This window comes from Mycolicibacterium hippocampi, from assembly GCF_010723735.1.
GTDB lineage: Bacteria > Actinomycetota > Actinomycetes > Mycobacteriales > Mycobacteriaceae > Mycobacterium > Mycobacterium hippocampi.
On sequence record NZ_BLLB01000002.1, the window covers coordinates 4,274,614 to 4,299,488 of the forward strand.

Below are 24,875 nucleotides of genomic sequence, written 5' to 3' on the forward strand. Positions count from 1 at the left end.
CACCTCCGCGTGCGGACACTACTAGCGGCCTTCGAGCTCCTCGCGCTGGGCGCGCTTGCGCTGAATCCGCCGGCGCGCGTCGTAGTCGCGCATCCGCTGCGGGTAGCCGACCTTCTGGACGTCGTACACCGGGATCTTCAACCGGTCGGACAGCCGCCGCGCTCCGGCGTCTCCCCCGGCCTTGCGGCGTGTCCATTCGCCGTCGGCAGCCACCAGCACCACGGTCACCTCGGTGACTGTTGTCTTCGGTTCGACGAAAGCCTCCACGCCGATGTGCTCGGCGACCCATTGCTGCAGGTAACGAAGGTCCGCTGCCGGATCGCTTGCCGCGGCGCGACCTGCGCCACGCCGACGGCGAAGCTTGTCGAACAGTCCCACCTGGGGTTGCTCCTTTCCCGGCTTCCGGGCGCTCGCTGGATTTCGTGCCTCATTTCGATAGTGCCAGAGCGGCGAGTAACCCCGTCCGCGGCGAAACGTGACAGCGGACATGACAGGATGGGAAGCGACACTTCAACACCTGCGACTGACCGTGCAAGGGAGCCACGACATATGGCCATCTCCGTTCAGATGCCCGCACTCGGCGAGAGCGTTACCGAGGGGACAGTCACCCGCTGGCTCAAGCAAGAGGGCGACACTGTCGAGACGGATGAGCCATTGCTGGAGGTGTCGACCGACAAGGTCGACACCGAGATCCCGTCCCCCGCCGCAGGTGTGTTGAAGAAGATCGTCGCCCAAGAGGATGACACCGTCGAGGTCGGCGGCGAGCTGGCGGTCATCGGCGATGCCGACGACGACGACAGCGGTGACGACGACGACAGCGGTGACAGCGACAGCGGTGACAGCGGTGACGACGAGGCGGAGCCCGAAGCCGAGCCGGAGCCCGAAGCCGAGTCCGAGCCGGAGCCCGAACCCGAGGACGAGCCGGAGTCGAAGCCCGCCGCCAAGTCGTCGGGCAAGTCGGGTTCGGGAGGGTCCGCGACGCCGGTGCTGATGCCCGAGTTGGGCGAGTCGGTCACCGAGGGAACGGTGACCCGCTGGCTGAAGAACGTCGGCGACAGCGTCGAGGTGGATGAGCCGCTGGTCGAGGTGTCCACCGACAAGGTGGACACCGAGATCCCGTCACCGGTGGCCGGCACGCTGGTCTCGATCACCGCCGAGGAGGACGACACCGTCGAGGTCGGTGGCGAGCTCGCCAAGATCGGCGACGCTGATTCCTCGGCCGCCGACGAACCGGAGCCAGAGCCCGAACCGGAACCCGAACCCGAGCCCGAACCCGAGCCAGAGCCGGAACCGGAGCCCGCCAAGGAGTCCAAGCCGGAGCCGAAACCGGAACCCAAACCCGAACCGAAACCGGAGCCGAAGCCGGAACCCAAGCCGGCGGCGGAAGAGTCGGGCAGCGACAGCGGACCCTACGTCACCCCGTTGGTGCGCAAGCTGGCCAACGAGAACAACGTCGACCTGACGTCGGTCAAGGGCACCGGTGTGGGCGGCCGTATCCGCAAGCAGGATGTGCTCGCCGCAGCCGAGGAAAAGAAGGCTGCCAAGAGCGCTCCGGCCGAGGACAAGGCCGCACCCGCCGCCGAAGCGCCCGCGAAGTCGTCGTCGCAGGCTCCTGCGCCCGAGGCCGCACTGGCCCACCTTCGCGGAACCACGCAGAAGGCCAACCGGATCCGTCAGATCACCGCGAAGAAGACCCGTGAGTCGCTGCAGGCGACAGCGCAGCTGACCCAGACCCACGAGGTCGACATGACGAAGATCGTGTCCCTGCGGTCGAAGGCGAAGGCGAAGTTCGCCGAGCGTGAAGGCGTCAACCTCACCTACCTACCGTTCATCGCCAGGGCGGTCATCGACGCGCTGAAGATCCACCCGAACGTCAACGCCAGCTACAACGAGGACGCCAAGGAGATCACCTACTACGACGCCGAACATCTCGGCTTCGCGGTCGACACCGATCAGGGTCTGCTCTCGCCGGTGATCAAGAACGCCGGTGACCTGTCACTGGGTGGGCTGGCCCGGGCGATCGCCGACATCGCGGCGCGGGCCCGTTCCGGTGACCTCAAGCCCGACGAGCTGTCCGGCGGCACGTTCACCATCACCAACATCGGAAGCCAGGGCGCCCTGTTCGACACCCCGATCCTGGTTCCGCCGCAGGCGGCGATGCTCGGCACCGGGGCCATCGTCAAGCGGCCGCGGGTGATCGTCGACGAGTTCGGCAACGAGTCGATCGGTGTGCGCTCGGTGTGTTACCTGCCGCTCACCTACGACCACCGCCTGATCGACGGCGCGGACGCCGGACGCTTCGTCACCACGATCAAACGTCGTCTCGAAGAGGGTGCGTTCGAGGCAGATCTGGGCCTGTAGCTGCAGTGTCGATGCCATCAGATTCGGTCATCGCCGTCGCGGGATCCTCCGGTCTGATCGGTACCGCGCTGGTCTACGCGCTGCGCGCCACCGATCACCGGGTGCTGCGCATCGTGCGCCGGACCCCGGCCACCGCCGACGAGCTGTACTGGAACCCGGCCGCCGGCGAGTTCGATGCCGGCCTGCTCGGCGGCGTCGACGCCGTGGTCAATCTGTGCGGCGTCAACGTCGGCGAGAAGCGCTGGTCGGGGGCGTTCAAACAGAGTCTGCGGGACAGCCGGATCGGACCGACCGAAGTGTTGTCCAACGCTGTGGTCGACGCCGGGGTGCCGCTGCTGATCAACGCGAGCGCCGTCGGCTACTACGGCGACACCGGCAACCACTCGGTGGACGAGTCCGCCGGTCCGGGGAGCAATTTCCTGGCCAGGCTCACGGTGGACTGGGAGGCAGCGACCGCACCGGCCGCAGGCGCGGGCGTGCGGGTGGTGCTGACCCGCACCGGCCTGGTGATGGCCCCGTCGGGGGGCATGCTGAGCCGCCTCAAGCCGCTGTTCCTGCTCGGCCTAGGCGCCAGGCTGGGTAACGGTCGCCAGTACCTGCCGTGGATCAGCCTCGAGGACCAGGTGCGTGCCCTGTTGTTCGCGATCACGCACGACGAACTGTCAGGACCGGTCAACTTCACCGGGCCCGCGCCGGTCACCAACGCCGAGTTCACCACCGCGCTCGGGCGGACCGTGAACCGGCCGACCCCGTTGATGGTTCCCGGGTTCGCGTTGCGCACGGTGTTGGGCGAGTTCGCCGACGAGGGCCTGTTGGGTGGCCAGCGCGCAATCCCCGCGGCACTGGAGCGCGCCGGTTTCCGGTTCCGCCACAACACCATCGGCGAGGCCCTGGCATTCGCGACAGCGCCCAAGGGCCACTGAGGAGTACCGTCGTCCTGATGGTGGCATCGATTCGCTCGGACACCTCGCCGGTGCAGGTGCAGCGCCTGGGCACCCTCGACTACCGGCCTGCCTGGGACCGGCAGCGTGAGCTGGCCGACGCCCGCGCGGCCGGCGGCCCCGACACCCTGCTGCTGTTGCAGCATCCCCCGGTGTACACCGCGGGCCGGCGCACGCTCGCCCATGAGTTGCCGGTGGACGGCACGCCGGTCGTCGAGACCGACCGCGGCGGCAAGATCACCTGGCACGGCCCCGGACAACTCGTCGGGTACCCGATCATCGGCCTGGCCGAGCCGTTGGATGTGGTCAATTTTGTTCGGCGGCTTGAAGATTCATTGATCGCGGTGTGCGCCGACCTGGGCCTGCGGACCAGCCGCGTCGAGGGCCGGTCCGGCGTCTGGGTCCCCGCCGGTGACGCCCGTCCGGCGCGCAAGGTGGCGGCGATCGGGATCAGGGTGGCCCGGGCGACAACGCTGCACGGCTTCGCCCTGAACTGCGATTGTGACCTCAGCGCCTTCAGCGCCATCGTGCCGTGCGGCATCGCCGATGCCGGGGTCACGTCGCTGACCGCCGAACTGGGCCGCACGGTCAGGGTCGACGATGTGATGGACCGGGTGGCCGACGCGGTGTGTGACGTGCTCGACGGGCGCCTGCACACCGGCCGCATCAGCGCCGACGCAGTACCATCGACACAGTGACTGTCGATCCCGGAAACCGCAAGCTGCTCAGGCTCGAGGTGCGCAACGCGCAGACGCCGATCGAGCGCAAGCCGTCGTGGATCAAGACCAGGGCGAAGATGGGCCCGGAGTACACCGAGCTGAAGGCGTTGGTGCGCCGCGAGGGCCTGCACACGGTGTGCGAGGAGGCGGGCTGCCCCAACATCTACGAGTGCTGGGAAGACCGTGAGGCCACCTTCCTCATCGGCGGCGAGCAGTGCACCCGGCGCTGCGACTTCTGCCAGATCGACACCGGAAAGCCGGCGGAGCTCGACCGCGACGAGCCGCGCCGGGTGGCCGAGAGTGTCCAGGCGATGGGGCTGCGCTACTCGACGATCACCGGGGTGGCCCGAGATGATCAGCCCGACGGCGGCGCCTGGCTGTACGCCGAGACGGTCCGCCAGATCAAGGCGCTGAACCCGAACACCGGCGTGGAATTGCTGATCCCCGACTTCAACGCCGAGCCCGACCTGCTGCAGCAGGTCTTCGCCTCCCGCCCGGAGGTGCTGGCGCACAACGTGGAGACGGTGCCACGCATCTTCAAGCGGATCCGGCCCGGATTCCGGTACGAACGCAGCCTCTCGGTGATCACCAGCGCCCGCGATTACGGGTTGGTGACCAAGAGCAACCTGATCCTCGGCATGGGAGAGACGCCCGACGAGGTCCGCGCCGCGCTGCGTGATCTGCACGAGGCGGGCTGCGACATCGTCACCATCACCCAGTACCTGCGGCCGTCGGCACGCCACCACCCCGTCGAGCGGTGGGTGCATCCCGACGAGTTCGTCGAGCACGAGGAGTACGCGGCCGGCCTCGGCTTCCCCGGCGTGCTGGCCGGACCGCTGGTGCGCTCGTCGTACCGGGCCGGCAAGCTCTACGCGCAGACCGTCGCATCCCGTCCCGCCGGAGCGGCCGCGGCGGCGGCATCGGACTCCGTATCCTGAACGAATGGCGAAATCGCGTAACCCGGCGGAAGTGAAGGCGGCGAAGGCTGAGGCCAAGGCCGCCCGCAAGGCCGCTTCCAAGCAACGCCGCAGTCAGCTGTGGCAGGCGTTCCAGATACAACGCAAAGAGGACAAGCGGCTTCTGCCGTACATGATCGGCGTGTTCGTGCTGATCGTGGGCGCCTCGGTGGCTGCGGGGGTCTACGCCGGCGGGTTCACGATGTACATGATGATCCCGCTCGGTGTGCTGCTGGGCGGGCTGGTGGCCTTCATCATCTTCGGCCGCCGCGCCCAGAAATCGGTGTATCGCAAGGCCGAAGGGCAGACCGGTGCGGCCGCGTGGGCGCTGGAGAATCTGCGCGGCAAGTGGCGCGTCACCCCCGGGGTGTCGGCCACCGGCCACTTCGACGCCGTGCACCGGGTGATCGGCCGTCCGGGTGTGATCTTTGTCGGCGAGGGCTCCCCCACTCGCGTGAAGCCGCTTCTGGCGCAGGAGAAGAAGCGCACCGCCCGGTTGGTGGGCGACGTCCCGATCTACGACATCGTGATCGGCAACGGCGACGGCGAGGTGCCGCTGTCCAAGTTGGAACGGCACCTGGGCAAGCTCCCGGCCAACATCACGGTCAAGCAGATGGACTCTCTGGAATCCCGCCTCGCCGCGCTGGGCACCAAGGTCGGGCCTGCGGCGATGCCGAAGGGCCCACTGCCCGCCGGCGCCAAGATGCGCGGCGTGCAGCGCACCGTCCGGCGGAAGTGACCCCGTCCGGCGGTCGTTGACCGCAGCTACCGGGGGGCCTGATGTGTACTGCGTGCGAATGGGCGCCGCACTTCGCTGCTTTCGGTGCGGGCAGCCGCAGGCACCTGACGCGAAGAAATCTGTTACGGGCCGCCGCCATCACGACAACCCTGGCGGCTTCTGCCGCCTGCGCGGCCCAGTCCGGTCCGGGTGCGCAGCAGACCGCCGCTCCTCCGCCCGACGCTGATTTCGTATTCCGCAACGGAGCCGTCTACACGGTCGCCGGGCCGGCCCCCTGGGCCGAGGCCGTCGCGGTGACGGGCAACACCATCAGCTACGTCGGTGAGGAAGCCGGCGCGATGGCGCTCGCCGGGCCCGGCACCAGGGTCGTCGACCTCGACGGTCGGCTGCTTCTACCGGGGTTCGTCGAGGGCCACATCCACCCATTCCTCGGCGCCTTCCTCACCTCCGGTGTCGACCTCCAGGTGCCGACGGGTGCCGATGCGCTCGCCGCCATCGAGGACTACGCAAAAACCAACCCCGACGGTCCGGTGCGCGGCTTCGGCTGGCGGGTGGACATGTTCGGCCCCCAGGGCCCCACCCGTGCCGACCTGGACCGGGTGCTTCCCGACCGGCCCGGGTTCTTCTTCGCCATCGACGGGCACAGCCTGTGGGCCAACAGCAGAGCCCTCGAGATCGCCGGGGTCAACCGGGACACCGAGGACCCCATCCCGGGCTTCAGCTACTACGTCCGGGACTCCAGTGGCGACCCCACCGGCTACGTGCTCGAGGTGGACGCCGTGCTCGGCATCGTCGACGCCGTCGAGCCGATCTCGGCTCAGACCATGGAAACGCTGCTGGAGTCGTGGTTGCCGAAGGCGTCGGCCGCCGGCATCACCTCACTCTTCGACGCCGGCGTACCACCCATCGGAGACGATCAGGGAAAACTGATCAGCCTGTACGCCGACGTCGAGGCCCGGGACCTGCTGCCTTTTCGAGTCGTCGCCTCGTACAGCGTGAAGTCGCCACCGGTCGATGACGTGGTGGCCAGGCTGACCGACATCCGCGAGCAGATCTCCACCGACCTGGTGCAGGTGGGCGTCGTCAAGATGATCGGCGACGGCACCCAGGAGGGTTACACCGCGTGGCTGCTCGAGCCCTACGCGGACAAGCCGGAGTCCACGGGTGGATCACCGTTCACCGAACAGCAGTGGCAGCAACTGATCCGCGAGGTCGACGCTGCAGGATTCGACGTCCACGTCCATGCGTGCGGAGAACGCACGGCGCGCACCGCGCTGGATTCCATCGAACAGGCGGTCGGGGCGAACCCTCCGCGGGACCGGCGCCACACCGTGGCTCACCTGGTCTACGTGGAGGATCCCGACAGTCGGCGGTTCGGCGAGCTCGGCGTCATCGCCCAGTTCTCCGCCAACTGGATGTCCGCCGACCCCGACACCCTGGAGAACCTGGCGGCGCGTTACGGGCAGCCCCGCCAGGACCTGTTCTACCGGACCCAGGACGTGCTGAAGTCCGGAGGGCGCATCTCGCTGGGCACCGATTGGCCGGCGGCCGGGTACTACTCGACATACCGGCCGCTCGACTCCATCCAGATCGGCGTGACCCGCCAGCTGATCGGCACACCCGGGGCCGCGGTGCTGTCCCCGGCTGATCAGCGACTGTCCGTCGAGGAGGCGGTACACGCCAACACGCTCGGCGCCGCCTACCAGATCCGGCTCGACGCGCAGGTGGGCTCAGTGGAGGTCGGCAAGCTCGCCGACCTGATCGTGCTCGACAAGAACATCTTCGACGTCGACCCCCACGACATCCACAGCGCGACGGTGACGTTGACGATGATGAACGGGAAGATCTTCCACGAGCAATGAACCGGCTACCGGCGCACGACGGCGGTCTTGGTCGCGAGGTCGTGCAGGCCGCGCAGGTCGGAGTCGGTGAACAGCGCCGGGATGACGAGTGTGATCAGCAGCCCCCGCGCCAGTGCGCTTCCCGAACCCACGTGGGCACGGTCGTCGACGGCCGCCACCCGCAGGCCCAGCGCCAACTGCCCGGGGGTGAAGCCGAACAGGCGCACCGAGACGATGCCCATCACCAGCCAGACGACCAGGACCGCGGTCGACAGCATCGCCGGGCTCACGAGGCCCAACGCGATGGCCAGGCCCGCCAGCCCGTAGGACACCAGCCAGTCGACGCACAGCGCGGCAATACGCCGGCCGAATCGGGCGATCGACCCGGGTCCGGTTTGCGGGAGGCCGAGCCGTTCGCCCGGGTAGGTATTGGTGCCGGCGCCCGGATCATCGGATCGAGAGGGGTCCGGTCCTGACAGCCAGGACCCTAGTGCGCCGGCCATCCCGCCAGGATATGCGTGTGCCGAGGATGCGCTACCTCGGGTGTCGGGACGGGTGCTGGATCGCCATGCGTAACGTCCGCGCAACATATGGTTGACCACGGTGCAACATCGTGTCCATAGCGTCAACGCGGGCCTACCAGAAATAAGGAGACCAATCAGTGGCTGAAAAGACCGCCGACGACATCATCAAGCAGATCAAGGACGAGAAGGTCGAGTACGTCGACATTCGATTCTGCGATCTGCCCGGCGTCGTCCAGCACTTCTCAATCCCGGCTTCGGCGTTCGACGAGAGCGTGTTCGAGGACGGCCTCGCATTCGACGGTTCGTCGGTGCGTGGGTTCCAGTCCATCCACGAATCGGACATGATGTTGCTGCCCGACCCGGCAACCGCACAGATCGATCCGTTCCGCGCCGCCAAGACGCTCAACCTCAACTTCTTCGTGCACGACCCGTTCACGCGGGAGGCGTACTCGCGCGATCCGCGCAACGTCGCCCGTAAGGCGGAGAACTACCTGGCCAGCACCGGCATCGCAGACACCTGCTTCTTCGGCGCCGAGGCCGAGTTCTACATCTTCGACTCCGTGAGCTTCGACTCGAAGATCAACGGCACCTTCTACGAGGTCGACTCCGAGTCGGGCTGGTGGAACACCGGTGAGCCGTTCGAGTCCGACGGCAGCCCCAACCTCGGCTACAAGGTCCGCCCGAAGGGCGGCTACTTCCCCGTCGCGCCGTACGACCACTACGTGGACCTGCGCGACGAGATGGCCACCAACCTGCAGAACGCCGGCTTCGTACTGGAACGTGGCCACCACGAGGTGGGCACCGCGGGCCAGGCCGAGATCAACTACAAGTTCAACACGCTGCTGCACGCGGCCGACGATGTGCTGCTGTTCAAATACATCATCAAGAACACCGCGTGGAAGAACGGCAAGACGGTCACGTTCATGCCGAAGCCACTGTTCGGCGACAACGGTTCGGGCATGCACGCCCACCAGTCGCTGTGGAAAGACGGCAAGCCGCTGTTCCACGACGAGTCGGGTTACGCCGGTCTGTCGGATATGGCGCGGCACTACATCGGCGGCATCCTGCACCACGCGCCGTCGCTGCTGGCGTTCACCAACCCGACGGTGAACTCCTACAAGCGCCTGGTCCCGGGTTACGAAGCCCCGATCAACCTGGTGTACAGCCAGCGCAACCGCTCGGCGTGTGTGCGTATCCCGATCACGGGGAACAACCCGAAGGCCAAGCGTCTCGAGTTCCGTTGCCCCGACAGCTCGGGCAACCCGTACCTGGCGTTCGCCGCCATGCTGATGGCAGGTATCGACGGCATCAAGAAGAAGATCGAGCCGCTGGCTCCGGTCGACAAGGACCTCTACGAGCTGCCTCCCGAGGAGGCCGCGAACATCCCGCAGGCGCCGACGTCGCTGGCGGCGGTGATCGACAAGCTCGAAGAGGATCACGAGTACCTCACCGAGGGTGGAGTGTTCACCACCGACCTGATCGAGACGTGGATCTCCTACAAGCGGGAGAACGAGATCATGCCGATCCAGATCCGTCCTCACCCGTACGAGTTCTCGCTGTACTACGACGTATAAGTCGGCACCGCCGACGCGACGTATAAGTCGGCACCGCCGACGCGACGTATAAGTCGGCACCGCCGACGCGACGTATAAGTCGGCACCGCCGACGCGACACGCGTCAGCTCGAGAAGCCGGGTGGCTGCTCCGCAAGGGGCCGCCACCCGGTTTTCTGTTATCACCTTGTTCGCGTGCAGATCATTCGGACCCCGGTCCGTGAAGGTATTCTGCCCCCATGGCTCAGAATCTGGATGCCCGGTTGTCCCGCCTCTCGTCCCCGATGGTGAGCATCTTCCGCATCATGTTCGGGTTGCTGTTCACGCTGCACGGGACCATGAAGCTGTTCGGCTTTCCCCTCGGGGAGGCCGCTCCCGTGGCCACCTGGCCGTACTGGTGGGCGGGGCTGATCGAGGTGGTCACCGGCCTGCTGATCACCGTCGGCTTCTTCACGCGGATCGCGGCGCTGGTCGCGGCCGGCCAGATGGCGGTGGCCTACTTCTGGCAGCACTGGGGCATTCTCGGCGGAGAGCTGGGCAGCTTTTGGCCGTTCAGCAACGGCGGCAATGGCGGCGAGACGGCGATCCTGTTCTGCTTCGGGTTCCTGCTCCTGGCGACGACCGGAGCCGGCGCATGGTCGGTGGACGGTCAGCGGCGCGGGACGGTAGCCACGGCTCGCTGACGTCCCTAGTCCCCCAGCCCCAGATCCTTTCGGAACCGCCGCATCCCGTCGATCTTGTCGGCCACGGACGCGTCGGGCCCGCTGTAGAACATCCACGGCATCGTGATGATGCCGGTGATCCCGCCGGCCTCAGCGGCGGAGTAATGCTCCGGGGTGAAAGCGTCGGTCAACGGCGTGATGACCTCGAAACCCTCCATGGAGAGCCCCTTTTCGGCGCGCAGCTGCCGCAATACCGAAATCCTCTCCAACGCCTTCTCGGTGGTGATCAGGTCACCGATCCACCCGTCGTGGCGTGCGGCACGGCGCAGCGCGATGTCCGACAGCCCGCCGACGTAAACCGGAATCGGGGGCGGTGTCGGCTCCATCTCCATCCGCGGCGCGGTGTAGAACTCACCGCTGAACTCGGTCCACCCCGGCGCCCACAGCGCCTTCATCAACTCCAGCATCTCGTCAGTGCGCTTGCCGCGCCGGTCGAACTGCTGCCCCAGCAACTCGAACTCCTCGCGGCACCACCCGACGCCGATGCCCAGTTCCAGCCGCCCGGAAGCCAGCACCGCCGCCGTGCCGATCGACTTGGCCGCCGAATACGGATCACGCATCGCCGGCAGGTACACCGTCGTCACGAACCGCAGCCGGGTGGTCGCCAGCGCGATCGCGCCGATCATCACCCACGGGTCGGGCCAGTCGGTGAACGCCTCCCAGCGCCTGGCGCCGTCCTTGGTGTACGGGTAGGGCGTCTGCAGGGTTTCGAGGTTGATCACATGGTCGGGAATCGCCATCCCGTGGTATCCGAGATCATCTGCCGCCGTGGCGATCTCGACGGCCTCCCGGGTATCTAGGAACGCCGTGCTGACATAGAACCTCATCCGGCGTCACGCGCCCAGGCGGGCATGATGAACACGCCGTCGGCTTCCACGGTGACACCCTCGGCGTCCTTGAGGTATCCCCTCGCGTAGGTCTTGAATCCCTCCGACCGTTCGACGAACGCCTCGGCACGCACCGGCCCCAGATGTGTGCCGCGCAGGTATTTCACGCTGATCGTGCCGGTGAACTTCGGCAGGCTCAGGCCTTCACTGGCCACCTCTCCGAGGATGTGGTCGAGCAGCAGCGCGCAGATGCCGCCGTGCACCCATCCGGGCGGTCCCTCGTAGGTGCGCCCCAACGTGAACTCACTCCAACAGCTGCCGTCGGGCTCGTGCTGGATGATCATCGGTGGGGCGATGGCGTTGCGAAGCCCGACAGCGGGATTGGCCCAGGCGACCGGTTTGCCGGTGTCGGCGTGCCGCAGCGTCGAGGTCACGCTCCGCTGTTCACGTTCCAGCAACTCGGTGGCGGCCTCGAGGTGTCGCAGGGCCTCCTGCACCGTGGCGTCCTCGACGGCGGTGTGGATCCCCACATCGATGAGCCTGCGCAACGCATCGGTGAGCGGGTCATAGCTCGCGCGCTGCCGGTCGTAGTCCTCGGAACTGATCACGTCGAACGCGAACTCCACGCCTAGCCTCCAAATATTCTTAGTACCACCGCTTTTGCCCTTCGGGTGATCCTCAGGTAGTTGTCGAGGAACTCACCGCCGTCACCGTCGCGCCAGCCGGCAGCCACCGCCACCGCGTTGAGCAGGCGGCCAGGCCCGGGCAGTTGATCGGTCGGCTTGCCGCGCACCAGCACCAGCGCGTTGCGCGCCCGCGTCGCCGTCAGCCAGGCATCACGCAGCAGCTCGATGTCACCCTCGGCGATCAGCTCGGCGGCGCCGATGGCGTCGAGCGTGTCCAATGTCGACGTGGTGTGCAGCGCGGGCATCTTGTGCGCGTAGCGCAGTTGCAGCAGCTGCACGGTCCACTCGATGTCGGTGAGCCCGCCGCGGCCCAGCTTGGTGTGGGTGTTCGGATCGGCGCCGCGGGGCAACCTCTCGGCATCCACCCGGGCCTTGATTCGCCGGATCTCCTGCACGGTCTCCGTGGACACCCCGCCTGCCGGATACCGCGTCTTGTCGGCCATCAGCAGAAAGCGCTCACCGAGTCCGAGGTCGCCCGCGACGCGGTGTGCCCGCAGCAGCGCCTGGACCTCCCACGGCTGTGCCCACTGCTCGTAGTAGGCCGCATATGACGCCAGCGTGCGCACCAGCGGACCTGAGCGGCCCTCCGGGCGCAGGTTGGCGTCGACGTCCAGCGGTGGGTCCGCACCCGGTGTGCCCAGTCGTGACCGGACCTGCTCGGCGACGGTCTGCGACCATTTCACCGCCGCAGACTCCTCGACGCCGTTGTTGGGTTCGCAGACGAACAGCACGTCGGCGTCCGAGCCGTACCCGAGTTCCCCGCCGCCGAGACGGCCCATCCCGATGACGGCGATGCGCGCCGGCGGACCGGTGTCGGGGGTGTTGGCGCGGATCACCGCGTCCAGCGCGGCTTGCAGCACCGCCACCCACATCGAGGTCAGCTGCTTGCACACGGCGGTCACGTCGAGCATCCCGAGCAGGTCGGCCGACGCGATCCTGGCCAGCTCCCTGCGGCGCAGCGACCGGGCCGCGGCGATGGCCCGCAGCGGGTCGCTGTGCCGGGCCGCCGACGCGACCAGCGACCGGGCCACGCCCTCGGTGTCGACGTCACACAGCTTGGGACCGTTGGGTCCGTCGGCGTAGAGCTGGAGCACCTCGGGAGCGTGCATCAGCAGGTCCGGCACATACGCCGAGGTACCCAGGACGTGCATCAACCGCTTGGCCACCGCGCCCTCGTCGCGCAGCGTCGCCAGGAACCACCGCTGGTCGGCGAGCTCGTCACTGAGCCTGCGGTAGGCCAGCAGACCGGCATCCGGATCGGGGGTGTCGGACAACCAGTCCAGCAGTGTCGGCAGCAGCACCTGCTGGACACGGCCGCGGCGGGCGGTGCCGCCGGTCAGCGCGGCCAGGTGGGTCAGCGCGCTCTGGGGCCCCTCGTACCCGAGCGCGGCGAGCTGACGCTCGGCCGACTGGGTGCTCATTCCATCCGATAGCCCCAGTGTGGCCTGGCCGACCGACTCCAGAAGGGGTTGGTAGAACAGCTTGGCGTGCAGCCGCGACACCCGGCGGCTCTGCCGTTTGAGTTCCTCGCGCAGCACGCCCAGCGCGTCGTGGCGGCCGTCGGGGCGCATGTGCGCCGCCCGGGCGAGCCAGCGCATCGCCTCCTCGTCGTCGGCCTCGGGCAGCATGTGGGTGCGTTTGAGGCGCTGCAGCTGCAGCCGGTGTTCGAGCAGCCGGAGAAACTCGTAGGACGCCGTCAGATTGGCCGCGTCGTCGCGGCCGATGTACCCACCGGTGCCCAGCGCCGCCAGAGCGTTGACCGTCGAGGCGACGTGCAGCTCGTCGTCGTTGCGGCCGTGCACCAGCTGCAGGAGCTGGACGGCGAACTCGACGTCGCGCAGCCCTCCGCTGCCGAGCTTGAGTTCCCGGGTCCGGACGTCCGCCGGGACCAACTCCTCGACGCGCCGGCGCATCGCCTGCACCTCGGGGACGAAGTCTTCACGCTCGCAGGCCGTCCACACCATCGGCATCAGCGCCTCGATGTAACGCGCGCCCAGCCCGATGTCCCCGGCAGCCGGTCGCGCCTTCATCAGCGCCTGGAACTCCCAGGTCTTGGCCCAACGTTCGTAATAGGCGATGTGGGAGTCCAGGGTCCGCACCAGCTGCCCCTGCTTGCCCTCGGGCCGCAGCGCAGCGTCCACCTCGAAGAACGCGTCGGCGGCCAGCCTCATCATCTCGCCGGCGATCCTGGTAGCGGTGCCCAGGCTGGTGTGCGAGCCGTCGTCGGCGACGAAGATGACGTCGACGTCGCTGACGTAGTTCAGTTCGCGCGCCCCGCACTTGCCCATCGCGATGACGCTCAGCGCGGGCACCGGCCCGTCGCCGCACACCGATCGCGACACCACCTTCAATGCCGCGCCCAGCGCCGCGTCGGCAAGGTCGGACAGATGTTCGCCGACGACGGTGAACGGCAGCACCGGTTCGTTCTCCACCGTGGAGGCGACGTCCAGCGCGGCCAGCACCATCACCCGGTTGCGGTACAGCGTGCGCAGCGGTGGCACGGCGGCCGTAGCGCCCGTTGCCTTTTCGGCCTCCTCGGTGAACATCTCGGCCAGCTCCCGGACCGACGGCAGGGCGATGTTGCCCGCCAGCAGGTGCCAGGAGTCGGGGTTGGCGATCAGGTGGTCACCGAGCGCGAGCGACGATCCCAGCACCGCGAACAGGCGGCCCCGCAGACTGCGGTCCTTGAGCAGCGCGCCGTCGAGTTCGTGCCAATCGTCACCCAGCGCCTCCGACAGCCTGACCACCGCTCGCAGCGCGGTATCGGCATCGGGTGCCCGCGACAGCGACCACAGCAGTTCCACATGGGCGTCGGTGTTCCACCCGAGGCCGTTCAGATCGGCTTGCGCCTGCGGTTCGACCAGCCCCAGCCGACCGACGCCGGGCAGCTTGGGACGCTGCGTCGCGGGTTTGGCCACAAACAGAATCTAGTCCAGCCGGACCCGCCTACAGAGACAGGTAGGTCTTCAACTCGAACGGCGTGACGTGGCTGCGGTAGTTCTCCCACTCGGTGTGCTTGTTGCGCAGGAAGAAGTCGAAGACGTGTTCCCCGAGCGCCTCGGCGACCAGCTCCGATCCCTCCATCTCGCCCAGCGCGACACCGAGGCTGCCGGGCAGCTCCTTGTAGCCCATGGCGCGGCGTTCCTCCGGCGTCAGGCTCCACACGTCGTCCTCGGCCTGCGGGCCGAGCACATAGCCCTTCTCGATGCCACGCAGTCCCGCCGCGAGCAGCACCGCGAACGTCAGGTACGGGTTGCAGGCCGAGTCGGGGCTGCGCACCTCCACCCGCCGCGACGACGACTTGTGCGGGGTGTACATCGGCACCCGCACCAACGCCGAGCGGTTGGCCGCACCCCAGGACGCCGCCGTCGGGGCCTCACCGCCGTGCACCAGCCGCTTGTAGGAGTTCACCCACTGGTTGGTGACGGCGCTGATCTCGGTGGCGTGCTCCAGAATGCCTGCGATGAAGGACTTTCCGACATCGGAGAGCTGTTGCGGGTCGTCGGCGCTGTGGAAGGCGTTGTTGTCGCCCTCGAACAGGCTCATATGGGTGTGCATCGCCGAGCCGGGATGTTCGGAGAACGGCTTGGGCATGAACGACGCGCGCACCCCCTCACCGAGGGCGACCTCCTTGACGACATAGCGGAACGTCATCACGTTGTCGGCCATGGAAAGGGCGTCGGCGTAGCGCAGATCGATCTCCTGCTGACCCGGTGCGCCCTCGTGGTGGCTGAACTCCACCGAGATGCCCATCTGCTCGAGGGCGTCGATAGCGTGGCGGCGGAAGTTCGGCGCCGAGTCGTGCACGGCCTGGTCGAAGTAGCCACCGTTGTCAGCAGGGACGGGCTCACTCCCGTCGTACGGGCCCGGTTTGAGCAGGAAGAACTCGATCTCGGGGTGCACGTAGCAGGAGAAGCCCAGATCGCTGGCCTTCGACAGCTGGCGGCGCAGCACGTGCCGTGAGTCGGCCCAGGACGGCGAACCGTCGGGCATCGTGATGTCGCAGAACATCCTCGCCGAGTGGTGGTCGCCGCCGCTGGTGGTCCACGGCAGCACCTGGAACGTCGACGGGTCCGGGCGCGCGACCATGTCGGCTTCGGACACCCGGGCGAATCCCTCGATGGAGGATCCGTCGAAGCCGATGCCCTCCTCGAAGGCGCCCTCCAGTTCGGCGGGCGCGATGGCCACCGACTTGAGGTAACCGAGGACGTCGGTGAACCACAGCCGGACGAAGCGGATATCGCGTTCTTCCAGCGTGCGAAGCACGAATTCCTTCTGCCGATCCATGCCCGAAGCGTAGGTTCCGGCTGTTAATTCTGTGTTACGGCGCTGCTAGCAGCGCAATCCGGCAGCGGGCTGGACCAGGTCTGTGAGGAAATCGACGACGGCGGTGTCCACGCAGGCGTCGCCGTTGAACACCACCGTGTGCTGGCCGCCGTCGAACGTGATCAGCGACGCATCCATCTGCCGGGCCAGGTCGACGCCGGCCTGATAGGGCGTCGCCGGATCCCCTGTCGTGGACACCACCACGACCTTGCCCGGCCCCGGCGAGGTGGCGGGCTGCGCCGTCGAGGTGGGCGGCACCGGCCACATCGCGCAGACGTCGCGCGGGGCGAAACCGGTGAACGCGCCGTAGGACAGGAACGGCGCCGCCTCCCGCGCTCGGCGGTCGGCGTCGGCCCACGCGGCGGGGTCGGTCGGGTAGACCGCGTCGAGGCACCGAATGGCGGTGAACGCGTCCCGGCGGTTCTTGTACTGCCCGTTGCGGTCCCGCTGCTGGTAGTCATCGGCGAGCAGCAGCAGGTCGACCGGGTCGGTGCCGCGCTGCAGCCCGAGCAGTCCGCTGGTCAGGTAGGTCCAGTAGCGGGGTGAGTAGAGAGCGCTGACCGTCCCGGTGATCGCGTCCTGGTACCCCAGCCCGCGCGGGTCCGACGCCGCGGCCGGTCGGGTGGCCAGCGGATCGATCAGTTGGTGGTAGCGGCTGACGAACTGTGCAGGGTCGGTGCCCAGCGGGCATCCCGCCGACTGCGCGCAATCGGCCGCGTACCGGTCGAACGCCCGCTGGAAGCTGCGCAGCTGGTTCACGCTCTCGGTGATCGGATCGAGGCTGGGGTCCACCGCACCGTCGAGGACCATGGCCCGTACCCGGTCGGGGTAACGCTCGGCGTAGGCGGCGCCGAGTTGGGTGCCGTAGGAGAAGCCGAGATAGTTGATCTGCTCTTCACCCAGGGCCGCGCGGACCACGTCCATGTCCCGCGCCGCCGACGCCGTGCCGATGTTCGCAAGGAACTCGGCGCCCATCCGTTGCAGGCACTGTGCGGCGAGCTCGCGGCGCAGTTGCTCGGTCCGGGCGACACCGGCGGGGCTCTGGTCGGCCATCGGCTCGGCCCGGTAGGCGTCGAACTCGGCGTCGGTGCGGCACCGCAACTCCGGCGTCGAGTGCCCGACGCCACGCGGGTCGATACCGACCAGGTCGAAGCGGTCCAGGATCTCGGTCCCCGTCAGCGCGGCGCCCATGCCGGCGACGGCGTCGACCGCCGACGCGCCCGGTCCGCCGGGGTTGACGACGAGCACCCCGAGTCGCGGGCCGGTGGCGGGCACCTTGATGACCGCCAGTTGCGCCGCAGCGCCTTGCGGATTCGCGTAGTCCACCGGCACGGCGACGGTGCCACACTGGGCGGTGGGCAGCCGCGAGACGTCGTCGACGAAGTCCGCGCACGAACTCCACACGGGCGCAGCGGAGTACGACGGATCCTGCGGGGACTGCGGCGTCGCTGCCGCCGCCGGGGACAACACCGTCACCGCGGCGGTCATCGCCGCGAGCACTCGTCCCAGCCGCCGCATGGCAGTCATGGTTGCACGCGGGCGGGCCACCGGGCGCTGCCGGAACCCAAAGGTGATCAGGCCGTTATCAGGCGTCCAGCTCGTAGGTCAGCCACATCGACTTCTCGGCGCCGATGCTGTCGTAGAGCCGTTGGGCCGCCTCGTTGTCGGGCGCGGTCTCCCAGACCAGCTTCTCGGCTCCGCGGTCGTGGCACAGCGCAAGGCTGTGCGCGATCAGTGCCCGCCCGGTGCCGCCGTTACGTGCCTCAGGGGTGACGTACAGGTCGTTGAGCACGCCCACACGGGCGGCGTGCAGCGTCTGCCAGGTCCAGTAGATCGTGGCGAAACCCACCGGGGTGCGGTCGGAGTCGCGCGCGATGAGCTGCACACCCTCGTCGTCGGCGGCGATCAGCGCCCGCGACAGCGCCTCGAGCTTCTCGTCGGACGGGTCGACCCGATAGAAGTCGCAGTAGCTGCGCAACATCGGCAGCAACTCGGCCAGGTCGGCCTCCCCGACGGCCGAGATGGTCAGCACCGCGCGCCCTCCGGCGGGACGGTCACGTCGATGAGGTATTGCGACGCGATGTCGTCGACACACGACTCACCGCTGAACACGACGGTGTGCTGGGTGCCTTCGTAGGTCAGCAGCGTGCCGCCCAACTGTTCGGCCAGGTCGACGCCGGCCTGGTACGGGGTGGCTGGATCGTTGGTGGTCGAGACCACCAGGACCGGTGGAAGCCCGGAGACCTCGAGTTCGTGCGGTGTGCTGGTGGGTGGGACCGGCCAGAAACCACACGTCGGCATCGGCGCGAACCCGGTGAACTCGCCGTAGCTCATGAACGGCGCGGCCTCGCGGATGCGGCGGTCCTGCTCGACGAGAGTCTCCCGATCGGTGATCGCCGGCTTGTCCACGCAGTTGACGGCGACGCGCGCATCGGTGGCGTTGGTGTACTGCCCTTCCGGGTTGCGGCCCATGTACAGATCGGACAGCGTCAGCATGGTGTCTCCCCTGCCCTCCTCGAGCTCGCCGAGCGCCTCGGTGAGGTGGCGCCACAGATTGGGCGAATACAGCGGCAGGATGGTTCCGACGATCGCGTCGTTGTAGCTCAGGCCCCGCGGATCGTTGGTCTCGGCGGGGTTGTCCACCAGTGGGTTGACCAGGGAGCGGTAGACGTCGACCGCCTTGTCCGGGTCGGTGCCCAGCGGGCAGTCTTCGTCCTTGGCGCAGTCGGCGGCGTAGTCGTCGAAGGCCTGCTGGAATGCCTCGGCCTGGCGTACGTCGGCCTCGATCGGGTCGGCGTTGGGGTCGATGGCGCCGTCGAGGATCATCGCGCGCACCCGCTCCGGATAGGTCTCGGCGTACCCGGCGCCGATCCGGCTGCCGTACGAGTACCCCAGGTAGGTCAGCTTCTCGTCGCCCAGCGCCTCGCGCATCGCGTCGAGATCCCGCACCACACTGGCGGTTCCGACGTTGGCGAGGAACTCCTTGCCCATCTTGTCCACGCAGCGCTGGACGAACTCCTTGGTCTCCTTCTCGATGTGGGCCACCCCTTCCGGGGTGTACTCCACGACGTTGTCGGCGCGCAGCCGGTCGTTGTCGGCGTCGCTGTTGCACCACAGCGCCGGCGAGGAGTTCGCCACGCCGCGGGGGTCGAAGCCGACGAGGTCGAACCGTTGCCGCACCGCCTCGGGCAGCGTCGTCGCCATCGACGCGGCCGCCTGGACGCCCGACTCGCCGGGGCCGCCCGGGTTGATGATCAGCGAGCCGATCTTGTCGCCGGTGGCCGGGAACCGGATCATCGCGATGAGGGCGGCCTCAGCCTGCGGGTTGTCGGCGTTGTCCCAGTTGACCGGCACGGACAGCATTCCGCATTCGGCACCGACCAGCGCGCGCGGTATCTCGGACGGCCCGGCCTCGCAGGGGGTCCACTCGATGGGCGTGCCGGGCCGGGGCACCGAGATCAGTGCGCGTCCCTCCACCACCTTGCTGCACCCGGCGACCAGAAACAGCGCGCAGGTGAGCAGAAGGGCGGACCGCACCGCGCCGGACTTGAGCTTCATGGGAACACATGCTGCCATGGAGCTGCATCGTCGCTGGCGAGGCAGCTATCCTGGGCCTGGTGCGCTCACCTCGCGGCGCCGAGGAGTTCGTCGAGCGCGGCCTGGAAATCGTCGGCCATGCCCCACAGGTCGGGCAGCAGCTCCGGGCACGACACGATGCCCACATCCAGCTTGCCGTTGAGCGACATCACGGTGATGTTCAGGCCGGAGCCGTGGAAGATCGGACCCAGCGGATACATCGCCTCGACCTCACAGCCCAGCATGTACAGCGGCATCTGCGGGCCGGGCACATTGGACAGCACCAGGTTGTGCACGGGCCTTGCTCCGCTGAGCCTGCTGCTGGCATAGACCCGCATCGCGACGCCGAACACCGCGGGTGCGGCGAACTGCGTCCAGTCCTGCAGCAGAGTGGCGCCGATCGCCGAACTGTGTTGTTTGGAAACCGAATTCGCATCCGCGATGGCTTTGATCCGCTCGGCGGGATCCTCGACGCTGGTCTCGAGGCGGGAGAACATCCCCGACACCTGGTTGCGCCCGGGGCGGTCGGATTTGTCGTGCACCGACACCGGAACCATGGCGACCAGGGAGTTCGCCGGCAGCTGGCCGCGGTCCAGCAGGAACTTGCGGAGCACACCCGCCACCAACGCCATCACCACATCGTTGACCTTCACCCCGAAGTGGCTCTTCACCTTCTTGATGTCGTCCAGATCCAGTTGGGCGAAGGCGATGTTGCGATGTGCGGTGACGTTGGCGTTGAAGGACGTCTGCGGCGCCGCGAAGGGTGAGGCCATCGTGCTGCCGTTGCGGGCCCGCTTTGCGGTGTCGATCACGGTGGACACCGTCATCGGCACCACATTGGCCAGCTTCAGCGGCCGCGTCGCGAACTTCAGCGCGCCGCTGATCGCGATCTCCAGATCGCTCGCGTCCCCCGGCCCGTCGACCGGATCGGGCGGCGGCGCGTCGGGTTCGGTCGAGCACAACTTCGACATCAGGTTGGCCCCGGTCACGCCGTCGACGCTGGCGTGGTGCACCTTCGTCATGACGGCGATACGGCCCCCGTCGTGGGCATCCGTGCCGCCGACGTTCTCGATCACCCACATCTCCCACAGCGGCCGGGTCCGGTCCAACGGCAACGAGGCGATGTGTCCGCAGATCTCGGCGAGTTCGATGCGCCCGCCAGGCGACGGCAGACCGATGCGGTGGACATGGCGGTCGACATCGAAGTCTCTGTCTTCCACCCACACCGGGTGGTCCAGATTGAATCGGTTGTCGGCGAGCTTCTCCCGGAATTCCGGCATCGCCTTGATCCGCAGTGTCAGGCCGTCGCGGAGGCGGTCGAACGTATAGCCGCCCGGCATCGTCGAGGTGTCGAGCTCCAGGATCGAGCACACGTGCAGCGGTTGGGTTGCCGTTTCGAGATACAGGAAGCTGGCGTCGAGCCCGCTGAGCCTTTGCATGTCGCCGATGTTAGGCGTGGTAGGTGCGGGTGTGAGCAAATCCACTCAACGCGGCCGTTCAACTTCCGGCGCGATGGTGGCAGACTTGGACGGGTCAGCGAAACCCGGGGACCCTTTCCGGCCTCGAGGATTCGAAGAGACCCACCCGTCGAGGGGACAATGATGTCCGAGCAGACCGTTTATGGTGCTGTCGCCGATTCTTCTTCCACTGCCGAAGCAGCGCCGAAGCCGCGCATCAAGGTGCGCACCCACCACCTGCACAAGTGGAAGTCCGAGGGGCACAAGTGGGCCATGTTGACGGCCTACGACTACTCCACCGCCGCGGTGTTCGACGCGGCACAGATCCCGGTGCTGCTGGTCGGCGACTCCGCCGCCAACGTGGTGTACGGCTACGACACCACGGTTCCGGTGACCGTCGACGAGCTGATCCCGCTGGTGCGCGGGGTGGTACGGGGCGCTCCGCACGCGCTGGTCGTGGCCGACCTGCCGTTCGGCAGCTACGAAGGTGGCGCGGCGCAGGCCCTGGCCACCGCAACCAGATTCCTCAAGGAGACCGGTGCGCACGCCGTGAAGTTGGAGGGCGGTGAGCGTGTGGCGGAGCAGATCGCCGCGATCACCGCCGCGGGCATCCCGGTCATGGCACACATCGGGTTCACGCCGCAGAGCGTCAACGGCCTGGGCGGGTTCCGTGTGCAGGGCCGCGGCGACGCCGCTGAGCAGACGATCCACGATGCGATCGCTGTGCAGGAAGCCGGCGCGTTCGCGGTCGTGATGGAAATGGTGCCTGCTGAACTCGCCACCCAGATCACCGGCAAGTTGACGATCCCCACCGTCGGCATCGGCGCCGGGCCCAACTGCGACGCGCAGGTCCTCGTGTGGCAGGACATGGCGGGCCTCACGGCGGGGCGGACCGCGAAGTTCGTGAAACGCTTCGGCGGCGTCGGCGACGAACTGCGCCGGGCCGCCACCGAGTACGCCCAGGAAGTCGCCACCGGCGTCTTCCCCGCCGAGGAGCACTCCTTCTAGGTCAGCCGAACTCGGGTTTGCGCTTGGTCAGGAACGCGTCGATGCCTTCCCGACCGTCGGGTCCGTCGGCGTTGGCGGCGAGCAACCGCCCCTCGAGTTCCATCTGGGTCTCGATGCCGTTGTCGAACGTGGCGAGCAGCAACTTCTTGACCGCCGCGTGCGATTGTGTGGCACCGGCTGCGAGATCGGTCACGAGTTTGTCGGTGAAGCCAATGACTTCGGCGTCGTCGACGACGTAGTTCACCAGACCCCACTGCATGGCCTCGTCCGCGCTGAGCCGCCGATTCGTCAGCATCAAATCGTGGGTCCGGCGTATCCCGATCAGCCTGGGCAGGTGGTAGGAGGCGCTGCCGTCCGGGCTCAGACCGGCGCGCGTGTAGGCCATGGTGAACGTGGCGGAGGTGGCCGCGACCACCAGGTCGCCGGCGGCGGCCAGGGAGAACCCCGCACCCGCGGCGGTGCCGTTGACGACGGTGACCAGCACCGCATCCATGCGGGCGAACGTCGAGATGGCCCGGTGCAGGTCGTCGGCGATGCCCTTGACGAACCGTCCCGGCCCGAGCGGGGACGCCGCCATCGCCTTAAGGTCTCCGCCGGCGCAGAAGAATCGTCCGGCTCCGGAGAGGACCACGACTTTGGTTCCGGCGTTGTCACAGCGTGCCGCCACGTCGGCGAGCTCACGAGTCATGGTGTCGTCCATGCCGTTTGCGGCCTCGGGCCGGTTCAGTGTGATCCGGGCAACGGCACCGGATTGCTCGAAGATGATGGTCTGGTAATCGGTCACAGTCAGAAGACAGTATCTGCCCGTGTCGGCCGGCAGGGCTCAGAGGCCGCCGTCGAGATACTTGTCACGGCAGGCCCTACGGGCCAGCTTGCCGCTTGTCGTGCGGGGAATCGTTCCTGCGGCAACGAGTTTGACGTCGGCGACCGGCACGGCGTGGCGGCGGGAAACCGCCGCGCGGATGCTCTCCTGGACCGGCCCCGCCTCGGCGCGCCCAGCGCCCACCGCACGTTCGGCCACGATCACCACTTCTTCGCGCCCGTCACCCGGGACCGAGAAGGCTGCCACGAATCCGGCACGCACCGCCTTCGACGCCTCGGCGACGGTCGCCTCCACGTCCTGTGGATAGTGATTGCGGCCGTCGACGATGATGACGTCCTTGATCCGTCCGGTGATGTACAGCTCGCCGTCGAGGAAGACCCCGAGGTCGCCGGTGCGCATCCACAGCGCGCTCTCGGGGCTGCCCTCGGCGTGGCTGCCGTGCTGCAGGCGGGACTGCACCTTGTTCTGGAAGGTCAGCTCGGTGTCGTGCGGACGTCCCCAGTACCCGCGCCCGACGTTGTCGCCGTGCAGCCAGATCTCACCCACCCTGCCGTCGGGGACCTCGGCGTCGTTGGCCGGGTCGACGATCACGGCCCACTGGCTGCGCGCGATCTTGCCGCAGGAAACCTGGGCCAGGGCGTTCGGATGGTCCGCCGGGACGCGGACCGCGCGGCCCGCGCCCAGCTCGTCGCGGTCGAGGTGGATGGCTTCCGGGCGGGCGTCGTGCGAGGTGGTGGAGATGAACAGGGTGGCCTCGGCCATGCCGTAGGACGGCTTGATGGCGGCCGGGTTCAGGCCGTACGGCGCGAAGGCGGCGGTGAACTTGTCGACCGAGGTGATGCTCACCGGTTCAGACCCGTTGATCAGGCCCGCGACGTTGCTGAGGTCGAGCGCGTCGCCGGCAGGCGGCAGCCCACGCTGGGCCGCCAGCTCGAACGCGAAGTTCGGTGCGGCGGCGAAGGTCCTGCGGTCCGAGGCGCCGAGTTCACGGATCCAACGGTAGGGCCGACGCACGAACGCCACCGGTGACATCAGCGTGATGTGACCGCCGGCCAGCGCCGGGAACATGATCATCAGCAGGCCCATGTCGTGGAACAGCGGCAACCAGCTGACGCTGCGGATGTTGTGGTCGAGGCCGACCGACAGGATCATCTGCACGACGTTGGTGCAGGCCGCCCGGTGGGTGATCTCGACACCCGCAGGGGTACGGGTGGATCCCGAGGTGTACTGCAGGTAGGCGACCGCGTCGGTCCGCAAAGGTGCGGGGACGAATGCGGCGCCGACGGCGTCGGGCACCGCGTCGACGGCGATCACCCGCGGTCGACGATCACGCGGCAGCGTGCGGAGGAACTCCCGGACACCGGCTGCGGCCTCGGTCGTCGTCAGCACAACCGACGGGCGGGCATCGCCCAGCACAGCGTCCAGCCGCTCCGCGTGTCCCGGGAGTTCGGGCGCGAACAGCGGCACGGCGATGGTGCCCGCCTGGATCGCGGCGAAGAACGCGACGACGTAGTCGACGCCCTGCGGGGTCAGGACAGCGACCCGGTCCCCCGGCTGGGTGACCTGCTGCAGCCGGGCGCCGACGGCCCGCAGCCGGGTTCCCAGCTGGGTCCAGGTCAGTTCGAGGGTGCGGTCACGATCGAAGTCGAGGTACCGATACGCAGGGGTGGCTCCGAGTTCGGCGACGTTGCGATCCAGAAACGACGTCAGCGTGACACCGTCGGGTATGGCGATGTTGCCTTCTGGGTCGAGGTAGTCCTCGATCTTCATCTGGGCGGTGCCATCCGCAACCAGGGCTGCTTCCCGGTTCATAAGAC

General features: G+C 68.0%; 21 protein-coding genes. 9 read left to right on the top strand and 12 right to left on the bottom strand.

The features are described 5' to 3' along the window. Positions 1-21: 21 nt before the first annotated feature. Positions 22-378, bottom strand: a complete 357-nt coding sequence (locus G6N53_RS21595; RefSeq protein ID WP_159233104.1) for an oxidoreductase — start codon at positions 376-378, stop codon at positions 22-24. 171 nt (positions 379-549) lie between these two features. Between G6N53_RS21595 and sucB the strand changes: the two genes are divergently transcribed. The 6 genes from sucB to G6N53_RS21625 are packed head-to-tail and all read left to right on the top strand — an operon-like array spanning position 550 to position 7,578. Next, positions 550-2,361, top strand: a complete 1,812-nt coding sequence (gene sucB / locus G6N53_RS21600) for a 2-oxoglutarate dehydrogenase, E2 component, dihydrolipoamide succinyltransferase (protein ID WP_163891910.1) — start codon at positions 550-552, stop codon at positions 2,359-2,361. An 11-nt stretch (positions 2,362-2,372) separates the two neighbouring features. Beyond that, positions 2,373-3,284: a TIGR01777 family oxidoreductase gene (locus G6N53_RS21605; protein ID WP_163891913.1), complete on the top strand. Its 912-nt coding sequence runs from the start codon at positions 2,373-2,375 to the stop codon at positions 3,282-3,284. 17 nt (positions 3,285-3,301) lie between these two features. Next, entirely contained in the window at positions 3,302-4,000 is a 699-nt protein-coding gene (gene lipB / locus G6N53_RS21610; protein ID WP_205390430.1) for a lipoyl(octanoyl) transferase LipB, read from the top strand. Then, positions 3,997-4,959, top strand: a complete 963-nt coding sequence (lipA, locus tag G6N53_RS21615) for a lipoyl synthase (protein ID WP_163891916.1) — start codon at positions 3,997-3,999, stop codon at positions 4,957-4,959. The genes lipB and lipA overlap by 4 nt, the downstream gene beginning before the upstream one ends. A gap of 4 nt (positions 4,960-4,963) precedes the next feature. After that, positions 4,964-5,716 (top strand): DUF4191 domain-containing protein, encoded by a 753-nt coding sequence (locus tag G6N53_RS21620; protein WP_163891919.1) that lies wholly within the window; start codon positions 4,964-4,966, stop codon positions 5,714-5,716. 41 nt (positions 5,717-5,757) lie between these two features. After that, entirely contained in the window at positions 5,758-7,578 is a 1,821-nt protein-coding gene (locus G6N53_RS21625; RefSeq protein ID WP_205390431.1) for an amidohydrolase, read from the top strand. A gap of 5 nt (positions 7,579-7,583) precedes the next feature. Here G6N53_RS21625 and G6N53_RS21630 read toward each other — a convergent pair whose 3' ends face one another. Then, positions 7,584-8,060 (bottom strand): RDD family protein, encoded by a 477-nt coding sequence (locus G6N53_RS21630; RefSeq protein ID WP_163891922.1) that lies wholly within the window; start codon positions 8,058-8,060, stop codon positions 7,584-7,586. A gap of 158 nt (positions 8,061-8,218) precedes the next feature. On the opposite strand from G6N53_RS21630, the gene glnA (G6N53_RS21635) reads away from it, so the two are divergent. Both glnA (G6N53_RS21635) and G6N53_RS21640 read left to right on the top strand, forming a co-directional pair. Further along, the gene (gene glnA / locus G6N53_RS21635) at positions 8,219-9,655 is read left to right on the top strand and encodes a type I glutamate--ammonia ligase (protein WP_163891925.1); all 1,437 of its coding nucleotides are present in this window, start codon (positions 8,219-8,221) and stop codon (positions 9,653-9,655) included. A 217-nt stretch (positions 9,656-9,872) separates the two neighbouring features. Beyond that, entirely contained in the window at positions 9,873-10,316 is a 444-nt protein-coding gene (locus G6N53_RS21640; protein WP_163891929.1) for a DoxX family protein, read from the top strand. Between the two features lie 5 nt (positions 10,317-10,321). Here G6N53_RS21640 and G6N53_RS21645 read toward each other — a convergent pair whose 3' ends face one another. The 8 genes from G6N53_RS21645 to G6N53_RS21680 all read right to left on the bottom strand — a co-directional run bounded on the left by G6N53_RS21645 (position 10,322) and on the right by G6N53_RS21680 (position 21,209). Continuing rightward, a complete protein-coding gene (locus tag G6N53_RS21645; RefSeq protein WP_163891932.1) occupies positions 10,322-11,182 on the bottom strand; it encodes a TIGR03619 family F420-dependent LLM class oxidoreductase in 861 nt (286 codons plus the stop codon). Beyond that, positions 11,179-11,808: a PaaI family thioesterase gene (locus G6N53_RS21650; protein WP_163891936.1), complete on the bottom strand. Its 630-nt coding sequence runs from the start codon at positions 11,806-11,808 to the stop codon at positions 11,179-11,181. Before G6N53_RS21650 ends, G6N53_RS21645 begins: the two co-directional genes overlap by 4 nt. A gap of 2 nt (positions 11,809-11,810) precedes the next feature. Continuing rightward, on the bottom strand, positions 11,811-14,792 hold the full coding sequence (locus G6N53_RS21655) for a bifunctional [glutamine synthetase] adenylyltransferase/[glutamine synthetase]-adenylyl-L-tyrosine phosphorylase (protein ID WP_163896189.1): 2,982 nt from the start codon (positions 14,790-14,792) through the stop codon (positions 11,811-11,813). A gap of 22 nt (positions 14,793-14,814) precedes the next feature. After that, the gene (gene glnA, locus G6N53_RS21660) at positions 14,815-16,155 is read right to left on the bottom strand and encodes a type I glutamate--ammonia ligase (RefSeq protein ID WP_159233133.1); all 1,341 of its coding nucleotides are present in this window, start codon (positions 16,153-16,155) and stop codon (positions 14,815-14,817) included. A gap of 45 nt (positions 16,156-16,200) precedes the next feature. Then, positions 16,201-17,721, bottom strand: a complete 1,521-nt coding sequence (locus G6N53_RS21665) for an alpha/beta hydrolase (RefSeq protein ID WP_163891939.1) — start codon at positions 17,719-17,721, stop codon at positions 16,201-16,203. A 58-nt stretch (positions 17,722-17,779) separates the two neighbouring features. Then, complete coding sequence (locus tag G6N53_RS21670; protein WP_237166600.1) at positions 17,780-18,226, bottom strand: GNAT family N-acetyltransferase; 447 nt, start codon at positions 18,224-18,226, stop codon at positions 17,780-17,782. Further along, on the bottom strand, positions 18,220-19,752 hold the full coding sequence (locus G6N53_RS21675) for an alpha/beta hydrolase (protein ID WP_205390432.1): 1,533 nt from the start codon (positions 19,750-19,752) through the stop codon (positions 18,220-18,222). Before G6N53_RS21675 ends, G6N53_RS21670 begins: the two co-directional genes overlap by 7 nt. Before the next feature lie 65 nt (positions 19,753-19,817). Then, the gene (locus G6N53_RS21680) at positions 19,818-21,209 is read right to left on the bottom strand and encodes a WS/DGAT/MGAT family O-acyltransferase (RefSeq protein ID WP_163891946.1); all 1,392 of its coding nucleotides are present in this window, start codon (positions 21,207-21,209) and stop codon (positions 19,818-19,820) included. A 162-nt stretch (positions 21,210-21,371) separates the two neighbouring features. Between G6N53_RS21680 and panB the strand changes: the two genes are divergently transcribed. Then, positions 21,372-22,235: a 3-methyl-2-oxobutanoate hydroxymethyltransferase gene (gene panB / locus G6N53_RS21685; RefSeq protein ID WP_163891950.1), complete on the top strand. Its 864-nt coding sequence runs from the start codon at positions 21,372-21,374 to the stop codon at positions 22,233-22,235. Position 22,236: 1 nt separating this feature from the next. Here the strand turns inward: panB and G6N53_RS21690 are convergent, their stop codons facing one another. Both G6N53_RS21690 and G6N53_RS21695 read right to left on the bottom strand, forming a co-directional pair. Then, positions 22,237-23,019 carry an enoyl-CoA hydratase/isomerase family protein gene (locus G6N53_RS21690; protein WP_163891953.1) on the bottom strand — a complete coding sequence of 261 codons (783 nt, stop codon included), beginning with the start codon at positions 23,017-23,019 and terminating at the stop codon, positions 22,237-22,239. A 39-nt stretch (positions 23,020-23,058) separates the two neighbouring features. Next, a complete protein-coding gene (locus G6N53_RS21695) occupies positions 23,059-24,828 on the bottom strand; it encodes a fatty acyl-AMP ligase (protein ID WP_163896192.1) in 1,770 nt (589 codons plus the stop codon). Positions 24,829-24,875: the final 47 nt, after the last annotated feature.